25 protein-coding genes are annotated in these 24798 nt (G+C 47.4%); 7 read left to right on the forward strand and 18 right to left on the reverse strand.

What is annotated here, in order from left to right:
* Window positions 1–964 precede the first annotated feature (964 nt).
* Together VNN20_14285 and VNN20_14290 are read left to right on the forward strand one after the other, a co-directional pair.
* Window positions 965–2578 carry an acyl-CoA synthetase gene (locus VNN20_14285; GenBank protein HWP93358.1) on the forward strand — a complete coding sequence of 538 codons (1614 nt, stop codon included), beginning with the start codon at window positions 965–967 and terminating at the stop codon, window positions 2576–2578.
* Between the two features lie 149 nt (window positions 2579–2727).
* A complete protein-coding gene (locus VNN20_14290) occupies window positions 2728–2883 on the forward strand; it encodes a hypothetical protein (protein ID HWP93359.1) in 156 nt (51 codons plus the stop codon).
* A 229-nt stretch (window positions 2884–3112) separates the two neighbouring features.
* On the opposite strand, the gene VNN20_14295 is transcribed toward VNN20_14290, so the two are convergent.
* The 7 genes from VNN20_14295 to VNN20_14325 all read right to left on the reverse strand — a co-directional run bounded on the left by VNN20_14295 (window position 3113) and on the right by VNN20_14325 (window position 6706).
* The gene (locus VNN20_14295) at window positions 3113–3586 is read right to left on the reverse strand and encodes a hypothetical protein (protein ID HWP93360.1); all 474 of its coding nucleotides are present in this window, start codon (window positions 3584–3586) and stop codon (window positions 3113–3115) included.
* Between the two features lie 24 nt (window positions 3587–3610).
* Window positions 3611–4417: a S8 family serine peptidase gene (locus VNN20_14300; protein HWP93361.1), complete on the reverse strand. Its 807-nt coding sequence runs from the start codon at window positions 4415–4417 to the stop codon at window positions 3611–3613.
* 343 nt (window positions 4418–4760) lie between these two features.
* Window positions 4761–4994 (reverse strand): hypothetical protein, encoded by a 234-nt coding sequence (locus VNN20_14305; protein HWP93362.1) that lies wholly within the window; start codon window positions 4992–4994, stop codon window positions 4761–4763.
* A gap of 6 nt (window positions 4995–5000) precedes the next feature.
* A complete protein-coding gene (locus VNN20_14310; protein HWP93363.1) occupies window positions 5001–5339 on the reverse strand; it encodes a hypothetical protein in 339 nt (112 codons plus the stop codon).
* Between the two features lie 12 nt (window positions 5340–5351).
* Window positions 5352–5657, reverse strand: coding sequence for a hypothetical protein (locus VNN20_14315; GenBank protein HWP93364.1), 306 nt, complete (start codon window positions 5655–5657; stop codon window positions 5352–5354).
* An 80-nt stretch (window positions 5658–5737) separates the two neighbouring features.
* Window positions 5738–6028: an antitoxin family protein gene (locus tag VNN20_14320; protein ID HWP93365.1), complete on the reverse strand. Its 291-nt coding sequence runs from the start codon at window positions 6026–6028 to the stop codon at window positions 5738–5740.
* Between the two features lie 474 nt (window positions 6029–6502).
* A complete protein-coding gene (locus VNN20_14325; protein HWP93366.1) occupies window positions 6503–6706 on the reverse strand; it encodes a hypothetical protein in 204 nt (67 codons plus the stop codon).
* A 478-nt stretch (window positions 6707–7184) separates the two neighbouring features.
* On the opposite strand from VNN20_14325, the gene VNN20_14330 reads away from it, so the two are divergent.
* Window positions 7185–7454, forward strand: coding sequence for a hypothetical protein (locus tag VNN20_14330; GenBank protein ID HWP93367.1), 270 nt, complete (start codon window positions 7185–7187; stop codon window positions 7452–7454).
* A 479-nt stretch (window positions 7455–7933) separates the two neighbouring features.
* Here VNN20_14330 and VNN20_14335 read toward each other — a convergent pair whose 3' ends face one another.
* From VNN20_14335 to VNN20_14365, 7 genes are all read right to left on the reverse strand, one after another.
* Window positions 7934–8185 carry a hypothetical protein gene (locus tag VNN20_14335; GenBank protein ID HWP93368.1) on the reverse strand — a complete coding sequence of 84 codons (252 nt, stop codon included), beginning with the start codon at window positions 8183–8185 and terminating at the stop codon, window positions 7934–7936.
* A gap of 964 nt (window positions 8186–9149) precedes the next feature.
* Window positions 9150–9437 (reverse strand): hypothetical protein, encoded by a 288-nt coding sequence (locus tag VNN20_14340; GenBank protein ID HWP93369.1) that lies wholly within the window; start codon window positions 9435–9437, stop codon window positions 9150–9152.
* Between the two features lie 116 nt (window positions 9438–9553).
* Complete coding sequence (locus VNN20_14345) at window positions 9554–10498, reverse strand: hypothetical protein (GenBank protein HWP93370.1); 945 nt, start codon at window positions 10496–10498, stop codon at window positions 9554–9556.
* 592 nt (window positions 10499–11090) lie between these two features.
* Window positions 11091–11987 carry a S8 family serine peptidase gene (locus VNN20_14350; GenBank protein HWP93371.1) on the reverse strand — a complete coding sequence of 299 codons (897 nt, stop codon included), beginning with the start codon at window positions 11985–11987 and terminating at the stop codon, window positions 11091–11093.
* A 258-nt stretch (window positions 11988–12245) separates the two neighbouring features.
* Window positions 12246–13187 carry an LLM class flavin-dependent oxidoreductase gene (locus VNN20_14355; protein HWP93372.1) on the reverse strand — a complete coding sequence of 314 codons (942 nt, stop codon included), beginning with the start codon at window positions 13185–13187 and terminating at the stop codon, window positions 12246–12248.
* Window positions 13188–13467: 280 nt separating this feature from the next.
* On the reverse strand, window positions 13468–14361 hold the full coding sequence (locus VNN20_14360) for a radical SAM protein (GenBank protein ID HWP93373.1): 894 nt from the start codon (window positions 14359–14361) through the stop codon (window positions 13468–13470).
* Between the two features lie 199 nt (window positions 14362–14560).
* Entirely contained in the window at window positions 14561–15049 is a 489-nt protein-coding gene (locus VNN20_14365; GenBank protein HWP93374.1) for a hypothetical protein, read from the reverse strand.
* A 291-nt stretch (window positions 15050–15340) separates the two neighbouring features.
* Between VNN20_14365 and VNN20_14370 the strand changes: the two genes are divergently transcribed.
* Complete coding sequence (locus VNN20_14370) at window positions 15341–15676, forward strand: nitroreductase/quinone reductase family protein (GenBank protein ID HWP93375.1); 336 nt, start codon at window positions 15341–15343, stop codon at window positions 15674–15676.
* A 25-nt stretch (window positions 15677–15701) separates the two neighbouring features.
* Here VNN20_14370 and VNN20_14375 read toward each other — a convergent pair whose 3' ends face one another.
* On the reverse strand, window positions 15702–16943 hold the full coding sequence (locus tag VNN20_14375; GenBank protein HWP93376.1) for an FAD-dependent oxidoreductase: 1242 nt from the start codon (window positions 16941–16943) through the stop codon (window positions 15702–15704).
* A 192-nt stretch (window positions 16944–17135) separates the two neighbouring features.
* Here VNN20_14375 and hflX point away from each other — a divergent pair, with 192 nt between their 5' ends.
* Window positions 17136–18767: a GTPase HflX gene (gene hflX / locus VNN20_14380; protein ID HWP93377.1), complete on the forward strand. Its 1632-nt coding sequence runs from the start codon at window positions 17136–17138 to the stop codon at window positions 18765–18767.
* A 61-nt stretch (window positions 18768–18828) separates the two neighbouring features.
* Here hflX and VNN20_14385 read toward each other — a convergent pair whose 3' ends face one another.
* Window positions 18829–19731 (reverse strand): MaoC/PaaZ C-terminal domain-containing protein, encoded by a 903-nt coding sequence (locus VNN20_14385; GenBank protein HWP93378.1) that lies wholly within the window; start codon window positions 19729–19731, stop codon window positions 18829–18831.
* Window positions 19732–20270: 539 nt separating this feature from the next.
* Between VNN20_14385 and clpB the strand changes: the two genes are divergently transcribed.
* Window positions 20271–22874 carry an ATP-dependent chaperone ClpB gene (clpB, locus tag VNN20_14390; GenBank protein ID HWP93379.1) on the forward strand — a complete coding sequence of 868 codons (2604 nt, stop codon included), beginning with the start codon at window positions 20271–20273 and terminating at the stop codon, window positions 22872–22874.
* A 52-nt stretch (window positions 22875–22926) separates the two neighbouring features.
* Here clpB and VNN20_14395 read toward each other — a convergent pair whose 3' ends face one another.
* Window positions 22927–23367: a PIN domain-containing protein gene (locus VNN20_14395; GenBank protein HWP93380.1), complete on the reverse strand. Its 441-nt coding sequence runs from the start codon at window positions 23365–23367 to the stop codon at window positions 22927–22929.
* On the reverse strand, window positions 23367–23681 hold the full coding sequence (locus tag VNN20_14400; protein HWP93381.1) for a helix-turn-helix domain-containing protein: 315 nt from the start codon (window positions 23679–23681) through the stop codon (window positions 23367–23369). The genes VNN20_14395 and VNN20_14400 overlap by 1 nt, the downstream gene beginning before the upstream one ends.
* A 701-nt stretch (window positions 23682–24382) precedes the next feature.
* On the opposite strand from VNN20_14400, the gene VNN20_14405 reads away from it, so the two are divergent.
* Window positions 24383–24784 carry a hypothetical protein gene (locus VNN20_14405; protein ID HWP93382.1) on the forward strand — a complete coding sequence of 134 codons (402 nt, stop codon included), beginning with the start codon at window positions 24383–24385 and terminating at the stop codon, window positions 24782–24784.
* Window positions 24785–24798: the final 14 nt, after the last annotated feature.

A 24798-nucleotide genomic window follows, 5' to 3' on the forward strand; every position in this document is an offset into this window, starting at 1 on the left:
TCACGTTTGTTCGGAATGACAAAAGCGGTTTTGCAGTCTCGGAAACGCAAATAGGGTTCTGTCATTTCGAAGGGAGAAATCTTAGTTTTTGGGAAACCTTTTGTCACATTGCTTCGTCGCGGAGTCTATCCTGAGGAAATCGAAGGACTCCTCGCAATCAGCGGAAACTCTGTGGCAAGCCACAGCGAATTCTCAAGTTAAATTCATCAGAGGGAAATATCCATGAACTTTTCGTCTAGTACTTACGTAAGACAGGGATGATAAATCAGAACTAAGGCAACTACATACTCTCCAAACCTCCTGGCCGGCGCCGTTCCTCGCCCCATCGAACACGGCGCTGGCTGGCTAAGAAAGCTTGAAGTACCGGACAGTCAAATATGCTTTAATCTCGTCTTAAAGGTGGTTAATTATCCTCGCTCCCGGGTCAAGATGTTTTTATTAGCTTGGCCTGAAGGTAATGAAAGTACTTCAATGACGGAATAGGAAAAAGCAACCCCTCTTTAATTCTCGTCTCAATAAGCCTGTCCTAAGCCCAGTCGAAAGGGCTATATCAAGCACGGTCGAAGGGTTGAAGTATGTCGATTTTGTCATTCCGAGTCTTGTCCCGAACTAACGTGAGGGAGCTTGCCAGGAATCTTAAGTAATAGCTTACTTATCTTCCTAACCAATACCTTAAGATTTCTCACGTTCGTTCGAAATGACATCCTCACTCTTTAATCCCACCTATAGACCCGCCCTGAGCATGCTCGAAGGGGCTGCCCTTAGGAGTCAAATTAGGGGAGAATACAAGGGGGTAAGAGGTTATTTAACAAATAGGTTCAGGACCGGTCAGGGCTGAAAATGGCAGGGTAAGAAATGATCCCTCCGAATAACAAATTACCCAAGCTCAGGAGCTTCACCAAAGATTGAAATTTCCGATTACCAATGTAATTTTCTAGGGGTAAACTCGCTGGGTAAGCACTTAATGAAATTTGACTACGAAAAACTCTGCCGCTCTTGGAAATGGCAAATACCCAAATACTACAATATAGGGCGTGACTGTACCGACAAACATGTCAGGACAGAATCGCACCGGAATAAAATCGCACTATACTGGGAGGATGAAGAGGGAGAAACCAGGAGATTCACGTTTACCGACCTTTCGGTTATTACCAACAAGATAGGAAATGCCCTACTTTCTCTCGGGTTCCAAAAAGGCGACCGTCTCCTTATTCGACTACCGAACCTTCCTGAATTTCCCCTGGTTTTTCTGGGGGCGATAAAAATTGGCGCAGTCCCCATTCCCACAAGCTCGATGCTTACTGCCGAAGAGATCGGTTTTCTGCTGGACGACAGCGGAGCTAGATGTATTGTTACCACTTCAGGGTTATACGAAGCGGTGGAAGAGAATCGAGGCCGGCATGAACGTTTCAGAGACGTTCTTATCGTGGGCCGACCCACACCTTCGGGTTGCATAGATTTAAACGAATTAATAAGGAAGAGTCCAGAAGGATTGGATGTCCCGGAGACAAAAGCGGATGACGTAGCCTATATTTGTTATACATCCGGGACGACCGGGTTTCCAAAGGGTGTCGTTCATGCGCAACGGGCACTGATCGGGCGCGACCCTTCCGCTCTTTACTGGCAGGCCTTGAAACCGCACTATACGGTCATGCATGCCGGAAAATTAAACTGGACTTACACCCTGGGCACGGGATGCCTTGACCCATGGCGGCACGGTTGCTCCACGGTGATCTATGGAGGAGAGCACAACCCCAAAAAATTTTTTGAGCTAATAGCCAAGTACAGGGTTAACGTATTTATGGCCGTGCCTAGTGTTTATAGGCAGATGCTTCGCACCGCAGACGAGGTTAGTCCCGACCTTGCCAGTCTTCATCACGCCCTTAGCGCCGGAGAGCACCTGAGCGAAGAACTCTTTCACTCATGGGAAAGCAAACTAGGGGTAGAACTCTACGATGGCCTGGGCATGAGCGAGTTCAGTTACTATCTCTCAAACATGCCGGGTATGCCGATAAAACCGGGGTCTCCAGGAAAGCCGCAGCCGGGGCACCGCTCTACCCTCGTTGACCAGTACGGCCATGAGGTCGGCATTGGAGAGAGCGGGGTTCTAGCTACTCCGAAGAATGACCCCGGAATAATGCTTCGATACTGGCAGCGTCCGGAGGAAACCGAGAAGATGTTTCTAGGTGAATGGTTTGTAAGCGGGGATTACTTTTACAAGGACGAGGACGGCTACTTCTGGCTTGTGGGAAGAGAAGACGACATAATCACCACATTTGGGTATAGGGTTTCGCCATTCGAGGTAGAGAGGGTTTTAGGTGAACATCCAATAGTCCATGAATGCGCGGTGACCGGTATCGATGTCGGAGAAGATAAAACAATTACAACGGCTTTTGTAGTGCTTAAAGAAACCATGCCGGAAATGGAAAAGCTAAAAGAAGAGCTTTTAGACTACACTCTTAAACGTCTTGCCAGATACAAATGTCCCCGGGAAATAATCTTCCTTGAATCACTTCCTAAGACCGCAAATGGGAAGATTAAGCGCCGTGCACTTAGAGAAACATACAATACTTTCTAAGTGTGTTATCTACACTATTAACAGTCAAACCTGTAGTTGGGCTATGATCGTAGCCCAACTTGAGCTGGCTATAAATTTTCCGCGATATTTAAGTTATTGGCAAAACTTATCTACCGTACAAATATCATAGGTATCACAGAAAGGCCCCCATGAAAACGGCCAGCAATCCGTCACCGGGGAACATTTCTTTGCACACCTACCGCTGCTACACTGATTATTACTCTCGCACCGGCTCCCTCTGGGGAGATTACTACCGGAGGGTGGTGGGGGTTGGTCAGCACCTCCGTTCCCCACAGGCCTACTAAAAAGCCACTGAAGGAGTTGGTCCAAAAATTGCGGACTAACCACATCTCCCGGCAATAGTGAACGTGAGGATCTCTGTTGGTAGTAACCTCTTGTTTTATATAGCGATACCTCCGCTGTAAACCCTGGAAGTGTAGATATTCTCATCTTGGTTGCCTCCTTTTAGCCTAGATTTAACTTCGGCCGTCCTAATAATGCCATATTAGCAGCTAAGATTGCAAATTGATGACCCTAAACAAAACAGATGCCCCCATATCCGGGTAGCGTCACAGTGGAACAGGACGCACCGACAAAGGGAATCGGAACACAAATTCTATTTCTGCAGAGGCAGGGAGTAGTAGAGAAAAATGTCATAATTGCAGTTCCGGCGATCTGTCCCGATACGCTCGATGTGCGTGCTATAGCGCCCGGCATATATGCAATCAAGTTACGATCACATTGGCAATCAAGATATCCGCGGCGACCGTAGCAGAGGTCATGTTCCCTACATACTGCATCGACTGCGTCTATGGGCGGTGTATTTCCGGTTGGATCACCGAATCCGGGCCCGCAGTAATTGCCGTAAACCGGGACGCTGAGTTGTTGCGGCAATACCGGATCTTGTTTGGAGCGTAGGTTTATCTTTACGCCTTTATTGTCAATGCCGTAACGCTTTATTTGCCTGCCTAAGCTGGCCTCCGCTTTAAATCCTGGCACCTTGTTCATTTCATTCAACTCCTTTTTTTGTATTCACCGGTCGTAGTAAGGTGACATCTTTGTAACCAAGAACGGAAACTCCGACCACAAAAGCGCAATGGCACCTGTTACAAATGGGGCTGCAGCACTAGTTTCTCCAAATGTGAGCGACTTGCCATTAGCCCCGAGGCTGGTAATGTTGTCGCCGGGAGCGCTTAGACCTCGCTTTCCGATAGAACTTCCTAGGTTCGAGTAGTTAATCGGTCTACCTTGAAGGTCGCAGGCAACAACCGGAATAACCCACGTGTGACCGGTAACGGCAGAACTTCCGATAGTCCCCTGATTCCCAGCCGCCGCAACAACAATAACACCACCCCTTGCAGCATAATCTAGAGCCTTTTCTAATTCGCGCTCACCTTTAGATGATGGTTGTGCAAGTGCAGCGCTTAGGTTTATTACACGCGCACCTGCATCAATGGTCTCTATGATTGCCCCTGCAAGCTCCTCTGGGGTTGCGCTTGGCAGGGATTTAGCGGGCTCACCCCAGGTCTGTCTGTTTCCCGATGCCCTCTCTGAAAAAATGGGACGTACAAGCAGTGTGCAATCAGGACAGATTGCCGGAGCTAGAGAACCCCTCCTACCGCACAAGATGCCTGCCACAAACGTCCCATGCATACAGGCAGCACTGCTTGCTACGGTGTATGTCCCATCCAGTTTTCCAGGAACCTCGCGGATATTTTCACCTGTAAGGCTGGGATGGTTAATTATGATGGGGCCATCTATTAACCCAACTGTAATTTCGGGTCTACCGCTTGTGAGTTCCATCAATGCTGTGAGCTTGACCACATCCAAAGGATTCATAGTTTCATCTATGAATCCTTGTTTAACCGAAAATTCCCATTTTAAATAAACTTGTTTATATCTAAGCCTTTCCTAGTGCCATTGTCTTACAAAGAATAGGTTATTGTCAAGGAAAATTTTTTCTCCCTACTTTACTTCTGAGGAAGATGAAAATTACGTAGATACTGTAAAATTTTTGAGAATGTAGAAAGAGGTGAGTTAAAAGCTATAACAAGCAAAGTCCCCGACTTCACTCAGATAGCTGTAGGAGTTTTGAGGAAGGTGAGAACTTTTCTTACAAACGATCTGGATTTCAAGGAAATAGAGAGCATAAGAGTTATACAATTAAGTAACTTTAAAACGGTCAAGCAACCTTAAATGTCTTTCCGATAAGAACGAGTCCTTCTAACTCTTCTCTCTCAAGCTTTCTTCTAATCTCGTCAAATTTCCTTACAGTATCGGGTGCGTAGAATCTCTTACCACATTTTAGACATACCTCAAGCCATAACCCTAAGAACTGCCGTGTTAGTTCCACCTCATAGGAGCTTATCAACTTCCTTTTCGACGATTTCCCCTCCACACACAGGACATTTATCAAATAGCTTCATCCCTTTGTTAAAACCTCAATAATATTTTTCATATTCTCAAATACTTCTTCTACCGATGGCTCTTCACACGGCACATGCTTTCCTGCCTCCCCAAAGGGATGATAGTGCCATCCCTTCAGATTATCAATTCCATAAATCCTCTCGTTCTTATGTATCAGTGCAAAATCTTTCCTTTCAGTCTCACAGTTAGCATAAATGTCTATCAGTAAATCTTGTTGAAAAGTAATTCGAACATATAGGTGAGTATTTCGAACTATATTGTATTGAAGCGTAACTAGAGGGAAGAATTTCTTAGAGGCGTTATTTATCTCTTCTAAGAAGCGATTTAAATCCAAAAAGGCACCTTTCTACTCTAGGTTTTTAAGTAGTTCAAGCCATTTTTTCTTCTCAGCCTCTAATCCTTCCCAGACCATGTAATGCCTCTCTACCCGATGAGAGTACTTGTTCTCTATTTCTCCTCTCTCCCAGGCATCTGCAAATTCATTAAAGGTGCTCCCATATTTTACCTCAAACTTGTAAATTTCCTCTTCACATTCCCGGAGACGCCTAGCCAGATCAGACTTTATCAATTTGAGTATTTTTTCTCCCGGTGTATCTCCTTCAACATAATCGAAAAATTCGAGTATCTCTTTAGATAGGTCTAACGTAGGCATCTTATTTTCCTTATTTTGACTCAATTAACTACACAGATTCTACCTTCCTATAATGACAAATGTCAAAAAACTAACTCCATCTAGTGTTCTTCTCGTTCTGCGACAAAGTCCGCCTGTGGTGAGCAAAGTCGAACCACTGTCAGCGAGCCAGGAATCTTCGAGAGAGCTTTCCTCACCGCCTCGAGGCTTATGCTCTCATCCACCTCGGCGGCATAGAGTTGCAAGCATTCGACAACTAGCCATTCCTCCTCCGAAGGGATTGCTGGCAACTTAGACACGATTAAGGTGACGCGCTCGTGCTCACGGAGGTCAAGCGGTTCCAGCAGACGTAATACACCATTCTCATAAACCGCTTCAAGCCTTTTACTCATCACGTACCTCTTTTACCCAAGACTTGTCCTGGCGTCTACTTCTTTTATCCCTCTAAGCCGTGCCCTAAGGCGACATCTTGGCGACTAGGAATAAGAACTTCTCAGCTAGATCTTAAATAACCACCTCTTCTCTCTGCAGTTGATCTCAGAAACAGATCCAACGGCAGTATCCACCCCAATGAGGCAGGCACACCCGGACGCATGAGGGCTCCACAATAGGCCACCGAAGCAAGTCTGGCCTAAAGAACTGTGTATCTGTGAAGAGCAATTGCGCTGGATATATGGTTACGTTAGCTTGGTTCAGAAGAGTGATCATCTGGTAATGTTCACTTGTCTTATAGAGTGATACTTCTGCGGTGAATCCCGGCATCTTCATCTGGTTCATTTTATTCATCCCCACTTCAACAAAATTTTTTGACCTCACTTCCGCTAGGAGATATGTCGTTGCACTTAGTAAATCGTTTTTCACCCTCCTTAATCAGAGAGCGAAGAGTCAGACCGGGATACAACGCCCCGAATCGAAGAGGCAAGTCCAACCAGGTGGACAGCCACTGTTGCCACAACACGACCAACCCGGCGGAGCACACTTTGTGCCATTAGCACAGCAGGAGTGACCAGGCGGGCAGCAACCCCGCCCGCAACACACAGGAGCCCACGACGGACAGCAATGGTCGCCACAACACCGCTCACCAGATACGCAGCAGCGGTTGCCACAAGTCTGACCCGCCGGGCAACAACCACCGCCGGTGCATACTTCTCCTGGCCCACAGCAGTGATTGTTACAGACTCGACTAGGTGGACAGCAGCCCTCGATGGTGCACTGCTCTCCCGGAGCACAGCGACGGTTATTGCAGACTCGATCTGCAGGAGCACAGCCGTCCAGGGTGCACACTTCTTCCGGCGCACAACAACGCTCGTTGCAGACTCGATCTTTAGGGCAGAAGCCGTCCCTAGTGCACTGCTGCCCATCTGGCACATAACAACCGAAACCGAAGCAGCATCGTTGACCTGGCGGACAGCAGCTTAATGTATATCCGGTTGCCGTTTCATTAAGGATGTGGCAGCATTCATGGTCTCCCGGGCAACATTCCGGACGCTTTCCGATGCGCCCGCACAACTTCATTTCAGGTGGACAGAGAGGAGGAATGAACTCGCATTGGACCAAGCACTGTACTCTGCATTCATCACGCAGAATCGCGATTGGAACATCCGGATTATCAATGCGTCCAGCTTTGACGCAGGCACCTACGCAGCGATCAACACAGGGTTTTTTATGGCAATATTCCATGCACTGATGGTCAGGGTGGCCAGCCCTGAGGCAATCGTCCATACAACGATTCACACCGTTGTATGCCGGGTATATAGTCTCATTCACTTGGCTAGAAGTCCCAATAGTATAGTAGTGCCCGCTCGTTTTATAGAGTGACCCTTCTGCGGTAAATCCTGGTATCTTGTTCATTTAATTCGCCCCTAATTTCAATCATAATATGTCGTGCCTAATCACGGCCTTCACCCGGGTGCATAAGGTCTAAGTTCGAGTAGGGCTGCATCCTTTGAGGCATTCTCGATAATTCTCATCGCAGATAATACAGTGGGTAGATCCCTTCGGGTTTTCAGGCGTGCCTTCACAACCCTCCAAACACAGGACCCAGGCTATATAGCAAAGACCTCTACAAAGCGAACGCCCGATCCCGCCAAAAAGCCCAGAACCGGGCGATACAGGTAATGGATTAATAGTCAGTTGAGAAATAACTCTTTGCCCACAGTTGCTATAAGCTTGCATCGCTATAGACTGGTACTGCTCACTCGTCTTATAAACCGATGCCTCTGCTGTGAATCCCGGTGTTTTCATTTCATCAACCCCCATTTATTTCAGATTATCCCTACAGCAGCCGACCTAAACCCTTAGGCCATTCCCCCGCCACCACAGACCCCAAAGCACGCACCGCACGTCAAAAAATCTCCTGGGTCTGGCACAGGCGACATAACAAGGAAAGCCGCACAGGCTAGGCAAGCGGTCATGCAAAACCTGCTTCTGAACATCGCCGGAACGATCCCACTTTCTTTCATATCCGAACTATAAGAAACCGTATATCGTCCAGTAGACCTGTATACAGAGGTTTCTGCAGTAAATCCAGGCAAATTCATTTTACTCATTTTATTCACCTCCTTCACACATTGTTCAAAACCGAGATGAGTGCAGTAATCGGTCTTACCAGCCGAACCCGACACCTAGCTCGGTGTCGCAGGTCGTATCTGGCACGTCCCATTCACCCCAAATATTAAACCAAGTGTTTTTACACCGGTCTGGAGGCCGACCTTCAAGACCCGGAGTCGTTCGACAAGCTTCTTCCCACGATACGCCCCAAGGGATACCCCACAATATGGCTGAAAACTGTCGCCGTCCGCAGCCTGACCCTTCCGTCCACCAACAGCCGCGCTTAGTACAGTGATCTCTCTTGAAGCTACCCCAGGTCTGGGCCGGCACAAGGCGTCCCATTTCCGTCGGCATGTACTGAAAACCCGCTCGATACTGATGGCTCCCGCGATATAGCGAAGCCTTTGCGGTAAATCCAGGTATTTTGTTCATTTCATTCACCTCCTTTTTTCACTCCCTCACCAGACCCTAGAGACCGAACACTCAGATCAGGGTGCAGAAAGAAGGACTACATCCTATGAAGGGTGCACATATTCTCCTGCACTTTGTCCCCGCCGGACAACAGCCCTCGTTATTACAGCAGGACGTACCGGGCGGGCAACAACCACGAGCACAGCAAGGATGACCAGGGGGACAAGAGTGGGTGCCGCAGTTGGGTCGAGGTGGAGGAGGTGGGGGTGGAGTACAAGATACTTCTTTACAAATAGGTCCTCCTGTTTCTGGGTCATATCCAAAGCAACAGGTCTTCTGCCCATTTTCACATGGCGTGCACCCTTTAATCTGTTGTAGTACTAAGCCGCTAACTGACTTGCTAGTCCAAGTCGATTCAAGCGCATAAATCCCAGCCGTCCTGTAGAGCGAAGCCTCTGCGGCAAATCCCGGCATTTTGCTCATTTGACTCACCTCCTTTCTCTTTTTCCTCCGTCCGTATAGAATTCACCTGATAAACCGCCGCGGTCTCAACTAGTCAATCGCTACCAAGCTGTCAACACAGTCACGCCACGGCTCACTTGCCGGCACCCAACCCCAATAGCAGCCAGGCGGTTCAGGACAGATCTTTGCATACTTAAACCATTGGCATATCCGGCACTCGGTTTGAAAAGTCAGACCCCAAAATTTCCATGTGCTGGTCGTTTTATCCCAGCACAATTTTTTCATCGTAAACACTACGCCCGGCATTGATGTTGGCACGTCAACGGTAGATAGTGTGCCCATCAGTCCCTGGGTAAGAACCAACGCACCTACTCTCACGCCTGCACGATTCGGGGCTACTGCATAGCTCATGGCTGATTTGTAGAGCGAGACCTCTGCTGTAAACTCAGGCAATTTCATTTCCTTCACCTCCATTCAATTGAATCCGGTCGACCTCACCGATCATAATACGGCGACATCTTTGTAACCAGGAACGGAAACTCCTCGGTCACATCCACACGGGTAAAGAACTTCTCGGTAACGTCCGTCTGACGATTGGTGAAGGAGAAAATGACATCTACAACCTTGCGTGTGCCGCTGAGAGGCGAATGACGAACTTCTACCGCTGTCAAAGAAGAGTTTTGAGCAAAAGCCTCCGCAGCTTTAGCATAGATGGCGTTGTATCGTACTGCCAGATAGTTTAAAGCACGGTGGTCGTCAGTGGCTCCGGCATTGTCAGCTATCTGCATTATCCTCATGAATAGCTCCTCTGCTGCTGGGGTGAACTCCTTTGCTGACATCTTTTCCGGCTTAGGAATAGATTTGATTAGAGAATCGATATCGAATGAATACATCTGGTCGAACACAACAATAGGCACCATGAGTCCATTGCACATCTCTGGCGGGGCGATTGGCCCTCTCATGCCAATAACCACATCAACATCAGTGGGGCGTGGAGCGGGACGTAAGGCCTCCACTAACATATCCAGGTCCGCAGGGTCGCGCGGCACCAGAATGTATGTCTCCAAACCCTCAATGGTTAAAACCCAGCACATCTGTCTCACCAGGTAGCGGTTCTGTCTATGGGTCAGAACCTTGTGGAGTGCCTCTCGGTCGGTAAGCCCGGCTGTCTTTTCCCGCCCTGTAACTTGGGCGAATTCCTTCTCCACAGCTAAACGAGGAAAGCGGGCCTCGACCCTGCCCAGGGCATAAACGAAGCTGGGTGTAACTCCGCCATTTGACCCGGTGGAGCTTCCGCATGTAGGACACCCTCCCCCTCCAGCTTGGGTGGGAAGAATAGTTCCAGTACGACTTTCAGAAGAGGATACTACTGTTGGTGAGTCTTTCACGTTAACGGCTTGCTCTCCCATCTGTTCCTTCGATTCAACATTTTCTTCCATGATATTTCTCCTCCTTTCAGGATAGATTTCAAAGGCTTCATAATTAGCCACAAAGACTCAAAGGAAATTGTTAACGAGTTAGCTTACGCCTTTTGTCGTGTTAGCGAGTTTGCGTGTTATTTTTCTAGCTCGTAAACCAGCAAACACGTTAACCCGCAAACATTGTTTCTTTGTGCCTTGGTGGTTTATATTTTTATCTCGAACGCCTGCCAGAGAAAACCAGCCAACCGTTGAGTGTGGAGGCGCGACGTTCACATCCGCCACACGGTTTAATCCCAATAGTAGACGTGACTCGCTTAATCGCATCACCCAGTCCAATTTCCTCATCGCTAATGAAACCAGGAAGACGAACCCGGTAAGGCTGTCCTTTAGTCTTACTTCTTTGACCATTTCTTGTTTCTTCCTTTTTCATGACATTCACCTATGTTACGCAAATATACATTATAGGGGGACGCTGCAGCGTGCCCCTACCTAAGTTGAACGCACAACTGTCATTCCCGCACGCTTATGGATACCCCACAGCTCCCCGATAACTACATTCGGGGACAGGATTCGGGTATGACAATGTAAAAAAGCGAATAACGTGAGATATTCACCTCCTTAAACCAGACCTTATAATCTGATACGCCCCCCATGCATCAAGCAAGGGTGGAACTACCGTATTTCTCCTTCGCCCGTTCGACCGTGTAATCACGACTTTCATATCAGCACCGGTAGCTTTTGGGAACTCTGACCAAAGCAGCGCAATAGCCCCCGTCACAAAGGGAGCCGCAGCGCTCGTTCCGCTGAACGTGAGTGGTTTGCCATCGGCTCCGAGGCTAGTAATGTTGTCGCCGGGGGCGCTCAGACCTCGTCTCCCTATCGAATTTCCCAGATTGGAGTAACTAATCGGTCTACCCTGAAGGTCACAGGCAACGACCGGGATAACCCAAGGGTGACGGGTGATAACAGTGCTACCAACTGCTCCCTGATTTCCCGCCGCTGCTACAATCAAAACGCCTCTCTTTGATGCATAATTCAAAGCCCCTACTAACTCTCGTTCACCTGTGGAAGATAGCTGCGCCATAGCTGCACTCAGGTTTATCACGTGCGCTCCCGCATCAATGGTCTCGATTAATGCCGCTGCTAGTTCATCGGGAGTGGTACTGGGCATGGGCTCTAGATGCTGGCTGCGGCTATTTCCATTTCCTGACATCGTCTCAGCAAAAATAGGACGCACCAACAACGTGCAATCAGGACAGATAGCCGGAGCTACAGAACCCCTCTTTCCGCACAAAATTCCTGCCACGAATGTTCCATGCAAACAGGCGACACTACTTGCCTGTGCACATGCACCCGCAAGTTTTCCAGGGACCTCACGAATGTCTCCACCTGAAAGATCCGGATGGTCTAATAACACGGGCCCGTCAATCAGACCAACTACTATCTCTGGCCTCCCGCTGGCAATATCCATCAAAGCGGTGAGCCTGATTAAATCCAGATGATTCATGCGTGGATTCCTCACCTCAACCCAGTGATAGGAGTTAAAAACTAGATAAAGACTAAAGGAGAACGAGTACTTACAGTTAATCTTTCAAGTGAGCAGAAATAAACAACCGGCGGTTATCGTTAATAACCTGATGTTGTGGACAGAAGTTGCTTAGGCTCTTTATAGTTATTGCTCTCCCTCTCAGGGTGATTATAGGCCTAGTCAAAAAGTAAAGTCAAGCAAAATTTTGACCGAGTAAAAAAATGGCCTATGTAAAAATCAACTGCCCGCCAGAGCCTTAATCATGATCTTCATCACCTCGACATTGCTCTGCTTTCCCACCGGGTTTGGGACGATGATCGGAAGTTGAACCCCTGCTTCTCTGTAAGCCTCGAGTCTTTCACGGCACCTTTCGGCAGGGCCAACCAAAGCCACCGCGTCCAGTAGGTCATCGGAAAACGCCTCGGCTGGGCTTACACCAGATTTAATCTTCTCCACCACATCGCCAAATCCTAAGTTTGTAATCAAGCGCTGGTAGAAAGGAAAGCGGGCATAGCCGGAAAGACCGCGCTTTCCGGCGTTTCTGGCAGCTTCCAAGTCGTCGGAGATAAAACAAGGGATTCCATTGGTGATGTCGATATCCGAAGGAGCACGGCCGGCCTTTTCCGCACCTCTTTTAACCGCGCCTATCAGCTTCTTCAAATGACCGGGAGTAGCCATATAGGGCATGATGCCGTCTGCTACCTCGCCGGCCAGTTCCGCCGCTTTTTCGGTCAGCACCGCCGTGTATATCGGGAGATAAGGGAGTTGTCTTTTGATTGTCAAGAGTGGCGAGCTTCCATCAGCGAAGGACCTGACCGCTGTCACATATTTTCGCATTTCCTCGATCGGGTCTTTCATGTCAATTCCGAAGCGGTCATTCACCGGCTTATGACTGACACCCAACCCAAGCACCATCCTTCCGCCTGAAATTTCCTGAACAGTAAGGGCCTCGGCCGCACATATAACCGGCTGGCGCATGTAGATATTGGTTATCCATGTACCCACTTTAATTTTCGAGGTCGCCTCGGCAAAAACCTGGGCGTTAGCCAGGGCGCTGTAGGGTGGCACCTCCGGGGAAAATATCGCCTCGAATCCCCCAGCCTCCGCTTCTTTGGCTAAAGCGCGAAGGTCGTCTACGCTGCATCCCCATACCGGTGAAATGGTCGCTATCCGTTTCATTCATCTTCTCCTCCTTTTATTTTGGCCACGAATTCTCACCAATAGTCTCGAATGAAAAATGAAAATGAATAAAAAACTGGTATTAGCATTTATAGATTCTAAATAAGACGCAAAACGTCATTGCCGCATGCATTTGCGGTAATCCAAAGCACTGATGGATGCCCGATTGATCCGCCGGTTTAAACGGGGGACGGGCATGACCATCATAAGACATACAGAACAGGAGTGAACGAGGTTTTAATTTGTGATAATTCGTGTTCATTCGTGGCTAAATAGTCATCTAATACTGATTAATCACATCCCGGTAAAAATCGGGGCGGAGCAAAGACTCATCTCCTCTTTCCAAGACCGCTCTTATCTCTTCCAAGACCCTTTCCTTATCCTGGGGGAATCTTGCTTTGATAGGAAGATAATTAGAGATGTGATTCGAAAAGAAATACCCGTCAGTCAGGTTTGTATTCTCGACGATAATTTCTAGCTCTTTTATCATCTGAAACTTATCCGGGAGTTTGAACTTTCCGTCAAGCCACTCCTGGTAAATCGGAGCCCCCGGGCGGACCTGAAGGGAAAGTGCCCCTACATACTCAGGGTCAGTATCGGTCAAGAGCCTTCCGGTCGCATATGCATGCTCAAGGCTTCTATCCACCCCGCCAACCCCGAGAAGAACCATGGCCGAGTTTTTGACCCCGGCCTCTTTAAGGATTTTTGATGCTCTTACCGTCTCCTCGTAATTTGCCCCTTTTTTAATCCTTTCTAGAACTATATCGTCTCCGCTTTCAAATCCGATGTAAACCATCTCCAACCCGAGGTCCCTCAGCACTTTTAAATTCTCAGCTCCTTTTCTCAGGATGTCGCTAACGTTTGCATACATGGTAATTCGCTGCAAGTCCGGACGTTTCTCCTTTAAATACTGCAAAATCTCGACCAGCTTTTTCTGGGGCATGACCAGGGCGTTGCCATCGGCGATGAACACCCGGTTGAAATCATATCTCTCCACAGCTTCATCAATAATAGTCTTGATCTCATCTATGGGGCGCATACGAAACCTTTGGGTATCTTTCCGATACATGGCGCAGTAGGTGCACTCGTTATGAGAGCAGCCTATCGTAGCCTGAAGGATGAAGCTATTTGCCTCGCTGGGAGGCCGGAAAAGCGGCATGGAATATTCAATCATGACCCTAGAAGTTAACGTAAAAAGGGGGTTAATGCAAGCAATCCTCCCTAAACTTTACAAAGGAGAATCATTCGTTATAATCAAAGCACCATGGAACAGCACGAGAAAGAAGGAACAATCTACATACTGGCAATCATAGGTTTTATTGCGTCAATCTTAATCCTTGTATCTTTGACGCACGTAATCTTTGATTAAAGCACTATTCCGATACAGCCCATCTTATTATGTGTAGTATCATTTCTTCGGGGTCTAATATGGACCCTGTATTATCTTTCAGTAAGTAACCGTCTTCTGTTTTAACAAAAGAGACTTTAATAAGCTGTCTAGCCCTGGTGAGTAGGTTCTCGCCCGAACCGGAATTTTGTCTCTTTTTGCCGAATACCACCACCTGACCTGGCTCATCGTCGAGAAAAACTACAAACTTCTCCGGAGCAACCAGACAAAACCCGACCCGTTTTCCGGAGAGATTAAGGAAAAGGGCCAAGAGTTCCCCCGGCAAACTATAAACAGAGAGCCCTTCATCCCCCACCAACTGGTTGTAAAAGCTTACCGCCAACTCCGCAATTTTGAGTAGGCCGTTCATAACCTCTTTTACATCGTCTGGTGCGGATTCGGCTTTCCGGTCCGCCGTTTTCGTTTTTAGTTTTTCCCTAGCCAAACTCATCACTTCCTCACGAAAGTTATTCATATTGTCTCTCCCATGTGTATTTATAATTTTATTATGTGTCATTTATCCTATGACAAAGTCCTTCAAATTAATCAGACCCCATACCGTATGTCATTCCCGCGAAAGCGGGAATCCAGTTTTTTAAAAGATGGATTCCCGATTAGTACATTCGGGAATGACAGATTGGTAGATCCCGCTTAAGCTTGTACCCGAAAGCATTAATCGGGTAACGTGCGGGAATGACTTTCTTTTTGAGCATAGTAGCCATTTGGATGATCAACACTAGCTCACCATTCAGTTACAATAATGATAATGAAGATTCCTATCCCCGACGGGTCGAGCTTTCTAGGCTATCTCACCACGAAGGGAAGAGTAACAGGGAAAGAGCATACAGTAAAATTACGATTAGTCTTCTACAAGGGAAGATTCTTTGCATCCAGGAGAAGCCTGGCCGGAGACTGGTTAAAAAATGTAATGACCAATCCATCGGTTTCCGTTGAAGTTAACGGGACGGTGGTCGAGGGTCTGGCCAGACTGGTCGAAGACGACGAACTATCACGAAAGATATCGGAGTTGAAATATGACGATATACGAAGAGAAGAAAGCAGGGTGGTAGTAGAGATTACCCCTATCGAATCAACCGAATAGTACTAAGAAAACCAAGACATGAGCCTTATTCAAGACCCTTCACTATTTGTTCCAAATCCGTATTAGGGTCCTTCAGCCCGTCCTCGTATTTTCTTATGTCAATGTCTCGAATTTGTATTAGTTCCCGCACTGCCCTTACCCCCTTTCCACCCGGCTCGATGAGAAAGGCGCCAACTATTCGGCCATCTCGAACGGCAAAAGAACCGACCGGGGGTTCCCCAGGCATTCCCCTGACCCAATGTTCTTGCCCGAATTCGAGGGCACCTACAAAAATAAGCGGTAGACCAAAAATGGCCGAGTCATAACCGGTTACCTGTGAGTAGGGAATTTTTGCCCCGGCCATATTTCTTCCGGCAATTCTCCCCTGAAACTGAGCGTTCTCTATGTGACCGACCAGATGCTTTTCTCCCAGAATTAAATCATCAAACTCGGCCAGGTCTCCGGCGGCATAAACCCCGTCTATGCTGGTCTCTAGAAATTCATTAACCCGAATGCCCCGTTCAACCGATATGTCCGTACCCTTGAGGAAATCGATGTTCAGGTCAAGCCCTATACCCACCCCCACCAAATCCCCCTCATAAGTCTTTCCGCTCTCGGTTTTCACCGAACCTACTGTTCCACCCTTGCCCTCAAACTCGACCACCTTCTCGTTTGGAAAGACCTCGACCCCGCCCTCCACGAGTTTCTCTATCAGATAATTCCCTAGAGGCTCAGGTATTAGCGTCTGCCAGACATATTTCTCCATCATAATGAGCTTTACCGGAACTCCCACTTCACGAAGAGCAACCGCCAGCTCGACCCCTATGAAGCTTCCGCCTATGACCACAGCCTGCCTTGAATTATTAGCCGCTTTTATGATTTGATTAGAGTCATCAAGGGTCCTGAGATAATAAATGCCCTCTAGGTTTCTGCCTGGAATATCAAATTTCCTCGGCCTGCCTCCGGTGGAAATTAGTAGTTTTTCATAATTGATCTCCGCCCCGTCGTCGAGTGTCACCCTTTTTTCCTGGAAACCAGACCTAACCGCACGCCTGCCCTTGATGAAAATCGCCTCGTTCTTATCAAAGAAGTCCTCCTTCACCAAATAAAGGGCATCTTCGCCAAACCGTCCTTGAATGTATCCCTTGGTCAGAAGGGGAAGCGAATAGGTGCGATACGGCTCGGCCCCGACGATGACTATCTTCCCCTGCTTGTCCTCCTGCCTGATACCCCTCACCGCCCAGGCCCCGGCTGGTCCTGCTCCCAGAATTAAATATTTGGTCTGCACTGCTTAATTATAAACGCTGGCACTAATCGGTAAAGAATTCGCTATTTTTAACCGGAATTTTTCTTGAGCTTGAATATAAAGAAAGTTATACTTTTTGATGTTTGATAGCAAAGAAATCCGCATTAAAAGGAGCTAAATATAGAGCATATACACGGCAATACATCCGGCTTAAAACCAAGCGAGCTACGCAGCTTGGCCAGGCTTTACAGAAGAAGAATCCCACCTAAAGAAGTAATAACCCTGGAACTGGGAAGAACGCTTTCCCAGATATCCTCCGATATAGAAAGAGCAATAAGCATTCTCATAGACCGAAGGGGAAAGGTGGAAGCTGTATTTGTAGGCGAGTCCTATGAAGTGCCTTTTGACAAGATTCTGGAGAGGCACAGAGAGGCAAAATACAGACTGAGGGGATATCGCCTAGTTCATACCCACCTTAAAAATCCCCCCCTTACCCATTCAGACCTGGTTACCCTGCTGAACGAAAGGCTTGACCTGATTGGTGCACTAGAGGTAAGAGACGGCGGTCTTCACGGAAAATTCGAGGTGGCGCATATTCTTCCGCCAAATTCCAGGGAGGAGATGTGGCGGATAATCACGTACAACGACTTGGGAAGAATTGATATAAATTTTGAAGAGTTCATAAGAGATATTGAGAGCGAGATAGAAAAAGCGTACTTCCAATTTGGCGGGAGGAGTGAAAAAGAAGGCGTCTTTCTGGTCGGCTTTTCCACCAAACACCGGGCAGAGGCTCAGGAATCGCTAGATGAGCTCGAATCACTGGCACTCTCTGCAGACAAAGTGGTGTTAGATAAAACGGTACAGGTTAGAAAGCAAATAGACCCCAGATACCTCATCGGAAAGGGGAAACTGGAAGAGGTAATCCTGAAAGCGAAGCAGGTCGGCGCTGAGACTCTTATTTTTGACGTCGAGCTTACCCCAGCACAGGTGAGAGGGATCTCCGATGAGACCAACCTGCAAGTGGTAGACAGGACACAATTGATATTGGAAATCTTTTCAAGACACGCCACCACCAGCGAGGGAAAAATTCAGGTTCAGCTTGCACAGCTACGCTACACCCTACCCCGGCTTACCGGCAAGGGCGTCGAACTATCCCAACTAGGGGGCGGAATCGGCACCAGAGGGCCCGGAGAGAAGAAGCTTGAAGAGGAAAGAAGAAGATTGAGAAAACAGATAGAGCGCTACGAAAAACAGATCGAGGAGCTTAGCCGGAGGCGTGAACACACCAGAAAGCACCGAAGAGAAACCGGCGTTCCCACCGTCACCCTAATCGGTTATACCAATGTGGGGAAATCCACGCTCTTTAACGCTCTCACTAAAAGCGGGGTGGTAGTGCAGAACAAGCTCTTCTCCACTTTAAACCCCACTACCCGGAGGCTTATGCTTCCCAGCGGAAGAGAGATACTCATAACCGATACGGTCGGATTCATAAGGAATCTGCCCAAGGAGCTGGTAACCGCATTTCGGGCCACCCTCGAAGAATTGGGAGGGTCCTCTCTTCTAGTTCATGTAGCTGACTGTAGCGACCCGATGGTAGAGGAAAGAATAGAATCGGTCGAGAACATACTGAGAGCGGCCGGCTACGACTCGGTCCCCAGAATTATAGTATTCAACAAGATAGATTCCGTCCCATCCCAGGTAACCAAAGATGGATTAAAGAGCAGATACAAAGGAACTCTGGTATCAGCACTAAATAAAGAAACACTTGATGACCTACTGGAAAAACTGGACGAGGAAATAAAATTCCTCGAAATCGGCAGACAAACTCAAATAACTAAGTCTAATCTATCGGAAGCTAAAGCCTGACCGGATATGACTGAAATTCTCGAAGCTCTTTAGACCGGCATACAAGAAGTTCGGTACTGGATCAAATAGCCACCTCGGCTATCCCGCCCTTTATAACCTTGATATCATCCTCCTGTCTCGTCACCTCAAAACCCAGTATGGTCCTTCCATCCTGCCTGCCTATCTCCCACCCGTCAGCAACGAGAACATCACCGGGATAGACCGGGCTGGAGAACCGTACGTTGATCCTGGACAACAAGGCCGGGTTGCTATCGGCGTAGCACTCGATTATGGCCCTCATGGCCATAGACATCGTACAAAGACCGTGCACGATTATCCCCTTAAGCCCGGCTGCTTTGGCCACCTTTTCATCGATATGAATCGGGTTCCGGTCATTGGATGCTTCGGCGTATCTATAGGTGATGTCCTCACTCACCCTTATAATCCTCCTGAATGCCAGGGGGCTCTCTCCACCTAGCGCAACCGGTTCCTTCTTCCCGTCGTTCTTGGGCTTCTGCCCGCTTCCGATGCCCCTTATGAATATTCCCCAAACGGAGTCTACAACCTTAACCCCGTTTTGGTCCCTCGAAGCAACATTAAAAACTATGAGCTCGCCGCTGCCCTTATCCTCTATGCTCTTTATCTTAGCTACGGCGGTGATTTTATCCCCGGGTCGAATCGGCTTGTAGAAATGCATTTCCTGCTCGCCATGGACCAGCATGAGAACATTACGTGCCGCTTGCTCCCTTCCTCCATGAAGACCTTCGTCAGTCCATATTTCTTCGAGTAAAGGAAGCTCGTAGACAACAGCGAAGCTCGGAGGAGCCATGCCCAGCGGTCCCTCCGGGCTTAAGGCGCCGTCATAATTGAAGTAGGTTAGGTTACGGGCTCCAATAGCCCAGGCATACTTGTGTATAGCCTCCTCAGTAACCTCGTAAACTATCGGACTGAATTCCTTGCCTATGTATTCCCGGTTAAGGCCCATGTTTATTCTCTCCTTCTTTCTCCTATTTGTGTTTCTTACATCTTTTCCAGAATCTACACCGACCACAACCCATTTTAGGTTTGCAACTGCACAGACCTCTACTATAACAAACTGTAAATACGTGAGGAAAATCCTTCCATATTTAGAAATTGGTAAACAGTTGGGATACCATATTCGCCCCTAAAATCCTCAAAACCCATTGATATATTTGAGTAATTATTGCAGTCAGGGAATTCTTTAGGCCTCATTGCCGTTATTTTTAATTTAATATGAAAAAGTACTCTTTGTCAACATAATAATTCGCAATTGCAAAATCCTGCTTATTATAATTAGCTCCGTATCACAGACAGAGGCGAACAATAATTAACTTTGAAATAGAGGCTAAAGCAATAGGATTTAAGTATGGTTTAAGCACCGGGAATTAAGAATGCCCTTCTCCTGTTTGGTCAATTTTTGAATGTCCAGGCCTGGATAAGTCCTTGATTTTCCACCAACAGGTAATATCTTATGAGAAAAGCGCCATTTCCGGAGGATTAGACATGAAGTTTGAAAAATTAACGATCAAGGCACAGGAAGCGGTTGGGGAAGCGCAGGCTATCGCCCAAAGGGAAAAGAATCAACTGATCGATATACCGCATTTGCTATTCGCACTACTTAACGAAGAAGGAATTCCTACTGAGATCATAGGTAAAATAGGTGCCAACCCGCACGCCATTCGTGACCTGGCAAAGAGGGAGATCGGATTATTGCCCAAAATAGAGGGGGCGGCAGACCAGGTTTATCTAAGCCGGGAAATGAGCCAGGCGCTAAATACTGCCGAGCAAGAAGCCAAATCCCTAGGCGACGAATACATAAGCACGGAACATCTTCTTCTGGGAATAGCGCAACAAGCTATAGGCAACATTAAAAACGAGTTTAAACGGCTGGGTATAACCAGAGAAAATATACTCAAGGTTCTCAAAGAGGTAAGAGGCGGGCAAACCATAACCAGCCAAACCCCGGAGGAGACATTCCAGGCCCTCAAGCAGTACGGCAAAGACTTCACCGAGCTTGCCCGTCAGGGAAAGCTCGACCCGGTAATCGGCCGTGACGACGAGATTAGAAGAGTCATACAGGTGTTATCACGGAGGACTAAGAATAACCCGGTGTTGATAGGAGAGCCGGGGGTAGGAAAGACGGCAATCGTAGAGGGGTTAGCACAGAGAATAGTAAACGGGGATGTACCCGAGGGCCTCAAAAATAAACGCCTGGTAGCTCTCGACGTGGGAGCGCTGGTGGCCGGCGCAAAGTACCGAGGGCAATTCGAAGAGCGGCTCAAAGCGGTGTTGAAAGAAATCACCGAATCTCAGGGTGAGATAATCCTCTTTATAGATGAGATCCATACCGTCGTTGGAGCCGGCGCAGCCGAGGGAGCGATGGATGCATCAAACATGCTCAAACCAGCCCTGGCCCGCGGCGAGCTTCACTGTATAGGCGCCACCACACTCGACGAATACCGGAAGCACATTGAAAAGGATGCCGCACTGGAGAGGAGATTCCAGCAGGTATTCGTGGACGAGCCTACTGTAGAGGAAACGATTTCTATACTCAGGGGTCTCAAAGACAAATACGAGGTTCATCACGGGGTGAAGATAAAAGACGAGGCCCTGATCGCCGCGGCCGTACTTTCCAACCGATACATAACCGGAAGATTTCTCCCGGATAAGGCCGTTGACTTGATAGACGAAGCCGCAGCAAGGCTGAGGATGGAAATAGACTCCATGCCTACTGAGATTGATGAAATCGAGCGGCGGATTATGCAACTGGAGATAGAAAGAGAGGCTCTAAAAAAAGAAAAGGACGAAGCCTCGGTGGAAAAACTGAATTTGATTGAGAAGCAGATCAGCAACCTCAGGGAAGAAGCGGACAGCTTGAAAGCGCACTGGCAGAGGGAAAAGGAGCATATATCCGAGATCAGAAAGATAAAAGAAGAAATCGACAGGGTGAAGATGGAAGCAGAAAAAGCGCAGAGGCTTAGCGACCTCTCCAAGGCATCTGAGCTTCTGTACGGAAAGCTCCCTGAACTAAACAAGAAACTAGAGGACAAGAGTAAAGAACTGGCCGAGATTCAGAAGGCAAAGAAGATGCTTAAAGAAGAGGTTGACGCCGAGGACATTGCCGAGATTGTATCCAAGTGGACCGGGATTCCGGTCTCAAGGCTCATGGAGGGCGAAGTGGAAAAGCTCATCCACATGGAAGAGCGTCTTTCAAAAAGAGTGGTGGGACAAGAAGAGGCAATTAGGGCGGTTTCTGATGCCCTCAGGCGTTCCCGTGCTGGCCTTTCCGACCCGAAGAGGCCGATCGGATCCTTCATTTTCCTTGGTCCAACCGGCGTGGGAAAAACAGAACTGGCCAGGGCGCTTGCCGAATTCATGTTTGATGACGAGAACGCAATGGTGCGTATTGATATGAGCGAGTACATGGAGAAGCACACCGTATCCAGGCTGATAGGCGCTCCTCCGGGCTATGTTGGATATGAAGAGGGTGGACAACTAACCGAGGCGGTAAGAAGACGCCCCTACTCCGTGATATTATTCGATGAAATCGAAAAAGCACACAACGATGTTTTCAATATCTTGCTTCAAATCCTGGACGATGGACGTCTTACCGACGGGCATGGAAGAACTGTAGATTTCAGGAACACCGTTATCATCATGACCTCTAACCTGGGAAGTTCAGAGATACACGGGATGATGAAAGAGGAAGCGGTCAGACAGAAGGTGATGAATGTGCTGAGAGAGCACTTCAGGCCGGAATTCTTAAACCGAGTGGATGAAATAATCATTTTCCGGTCCCTCTCTATAGAACGGTTAAAGGAGATTGTCGGTATTCAGATTGAATATCTAAGAAAGAGACTCTCCGAGAAAAAGATCGAACTCGAACTCAAGGAAGAAGCAAAAGAATTACTGGCCGAAAAGGGATACGACCCGGTTTACGGGGCCAGGCCGCTCAAGAGGACCATCCAGCGGCTCATAGAAAACCCATTGGCTACAAAGATTTTGCAAGGAGAATTTAAGGAAGGAGATACCGTGCTGGTGGATGTGGACAAAAACAAGGAATTTGTCTTCACCAAGAAGCAGAAGAAGAAGGTAGCGGCTAGCTGATGCATACGTCAAGGGGCGCGCTGCAGCGTGCCCCTACAACAACAATCACAAATCAATCCAATGGATTCATCACGTTTAGAAATTCGAATCTGGCAAAGTGTTTTGTGTTTCTCGTAATTATTCCATCGACCCCGTTATCCAGAAGCGTTGCGACAAAAACTAGGTCAAATATATCTTGCCCCGCTATGTCATAGTTAGATAGCAAGTTTATGACATTTCGCAAATTGCTTTTACGGGGATATATCTTGGGTATGTTTTTAGCTCTTATATAAGTTTCTATTATTTCTCTTGCCTGACCAGTTGGTAAAGGCTTCTCCACCCGTCGTGCGTTTGTAATAACAGAATAGAATTCGTATAAGCTTTGATAGGGTAAGCAGGTACTTATGCTTCCGGTTAATACCTCTTCCTTTAAGAAAGCATGGGCTTTCGGATTAAGTGGGCTGTCCAGATTGAAGGCGTAAACTAAAATATTGGTGTCAATAGCATATACCACTAATTATTACCCATTTTACGGTCAAGATACTCTTCATAAACGCTTTTTCTCGTTAAGGCTTCCTCTTTGATCTCGCCTAAATGCCCTGTAGGGATTTCCTTTAATTCTATGCCTTCTTCCTTACTTAAAGCTCTACCCCGTCTTAAGAGAAATTCTCTCAAGTCCTCTTCCGTTACCCTGTAGCTGCGTCCTACCTTGACCGCTTTAAGACGCCCCTGTTCAATATAACCTCTCAGAGTTACTTTATTGACCCCCAGAATTTTTGATAACTCGTCTAAGTTATAAATCTTTAGTCCCGCTACCCTTATCGGCATCTTATTGCCTTTTGAACATGTTCTTAGTACTATATTATAACTTTAAATTAGTTTGTCAAGCGTTTTCTATGTTAACGTAACTTTTTATAGATCGGATTCTTCTAACAGGGGTGGCAGAAACGTCTACGGTAAAGGTTTTGCTGTAATTTAAGGCGAGCTTGGAGAGCAGTTCTGGATAAAAAGACGGCGCTCTGGGATTTTCCTATGTTCCTAGTTGTTGTCACGCTTCCTTTCTTCATTGTAGCCCTTTACACCTCATATATGATAATGTTCTGGGCTACAATTTTTTTCACCACGAGCATTTTACTGAAACTCTGTCTGTCAACTGAATGGTGCTCTTCTATGAACAGAAATAACAATTTTGTCATTAAAAACACCACTAATCTTGACTTGAAATCAGGTTTTTTGTACTTTATGGGCTATAATCAGTGAGAGCGTATGTTTGCGGTACAACTCACTTAATAAAATGTTATATTGCGTTTTTCAATCTAAGTAAGTTAACCACTAGCCCATGGGTAGACTGTCTATTCCTAATCCGCTCAAAGTTGAGTTCGCTACCGTTGAAGCTCTTTGGAACTCAACAGGAAAAACTCGACGTGTTGATGCCCTGATCCTATCATGGGTTAAATATGAGAAGCAGCTTCGGCGTCTATTCTGCTTTCTAGTGTTCCAACACCCGAAGATCAGCTCTGATAAGATTGATGAAATCGTCACTGTTCAAAAGAAACCTTTATCCAGAAACTTTCATCGCTGGCATCAAAGCTCTTGGCGTTACTACAGTACCAGAACTGCTTGATGAGCGTCATGCAAAACTCTGGGCGGAGATATGTCGCATTAAGAAGTATAGAAACAAGCTTATTCATGGTCAGATAACCGGCCAAGGTATCTCATCTGCTCAACTGGAGCAGGATACTCTCTGGATTATCGAATGGATTTCCTGCCTTGCTCAAGCTGCGGAAAATACCTTTGGCTACGATGGACTTAAGCGGAACACATACCGCAATGCCAAGAGCATTTCAAAGATCAATGTTGAGCGCTATCCATTCTCAACGGCTGAAGAGTTCAAGCAATGGCTGTCTCGGTTAGTAGCTAAGTTTGGCTAACAAAGTTCATTTAT

The sequence above is a fragment of the Thermodesulfobacteriota bacterium genome (assembly GCA_035559815.1).
Lineage (GTDB): Bacteria > Desulfobacterota_D > UBA1144 > Nemesobacterales > CSP1-2 > DATMAT01.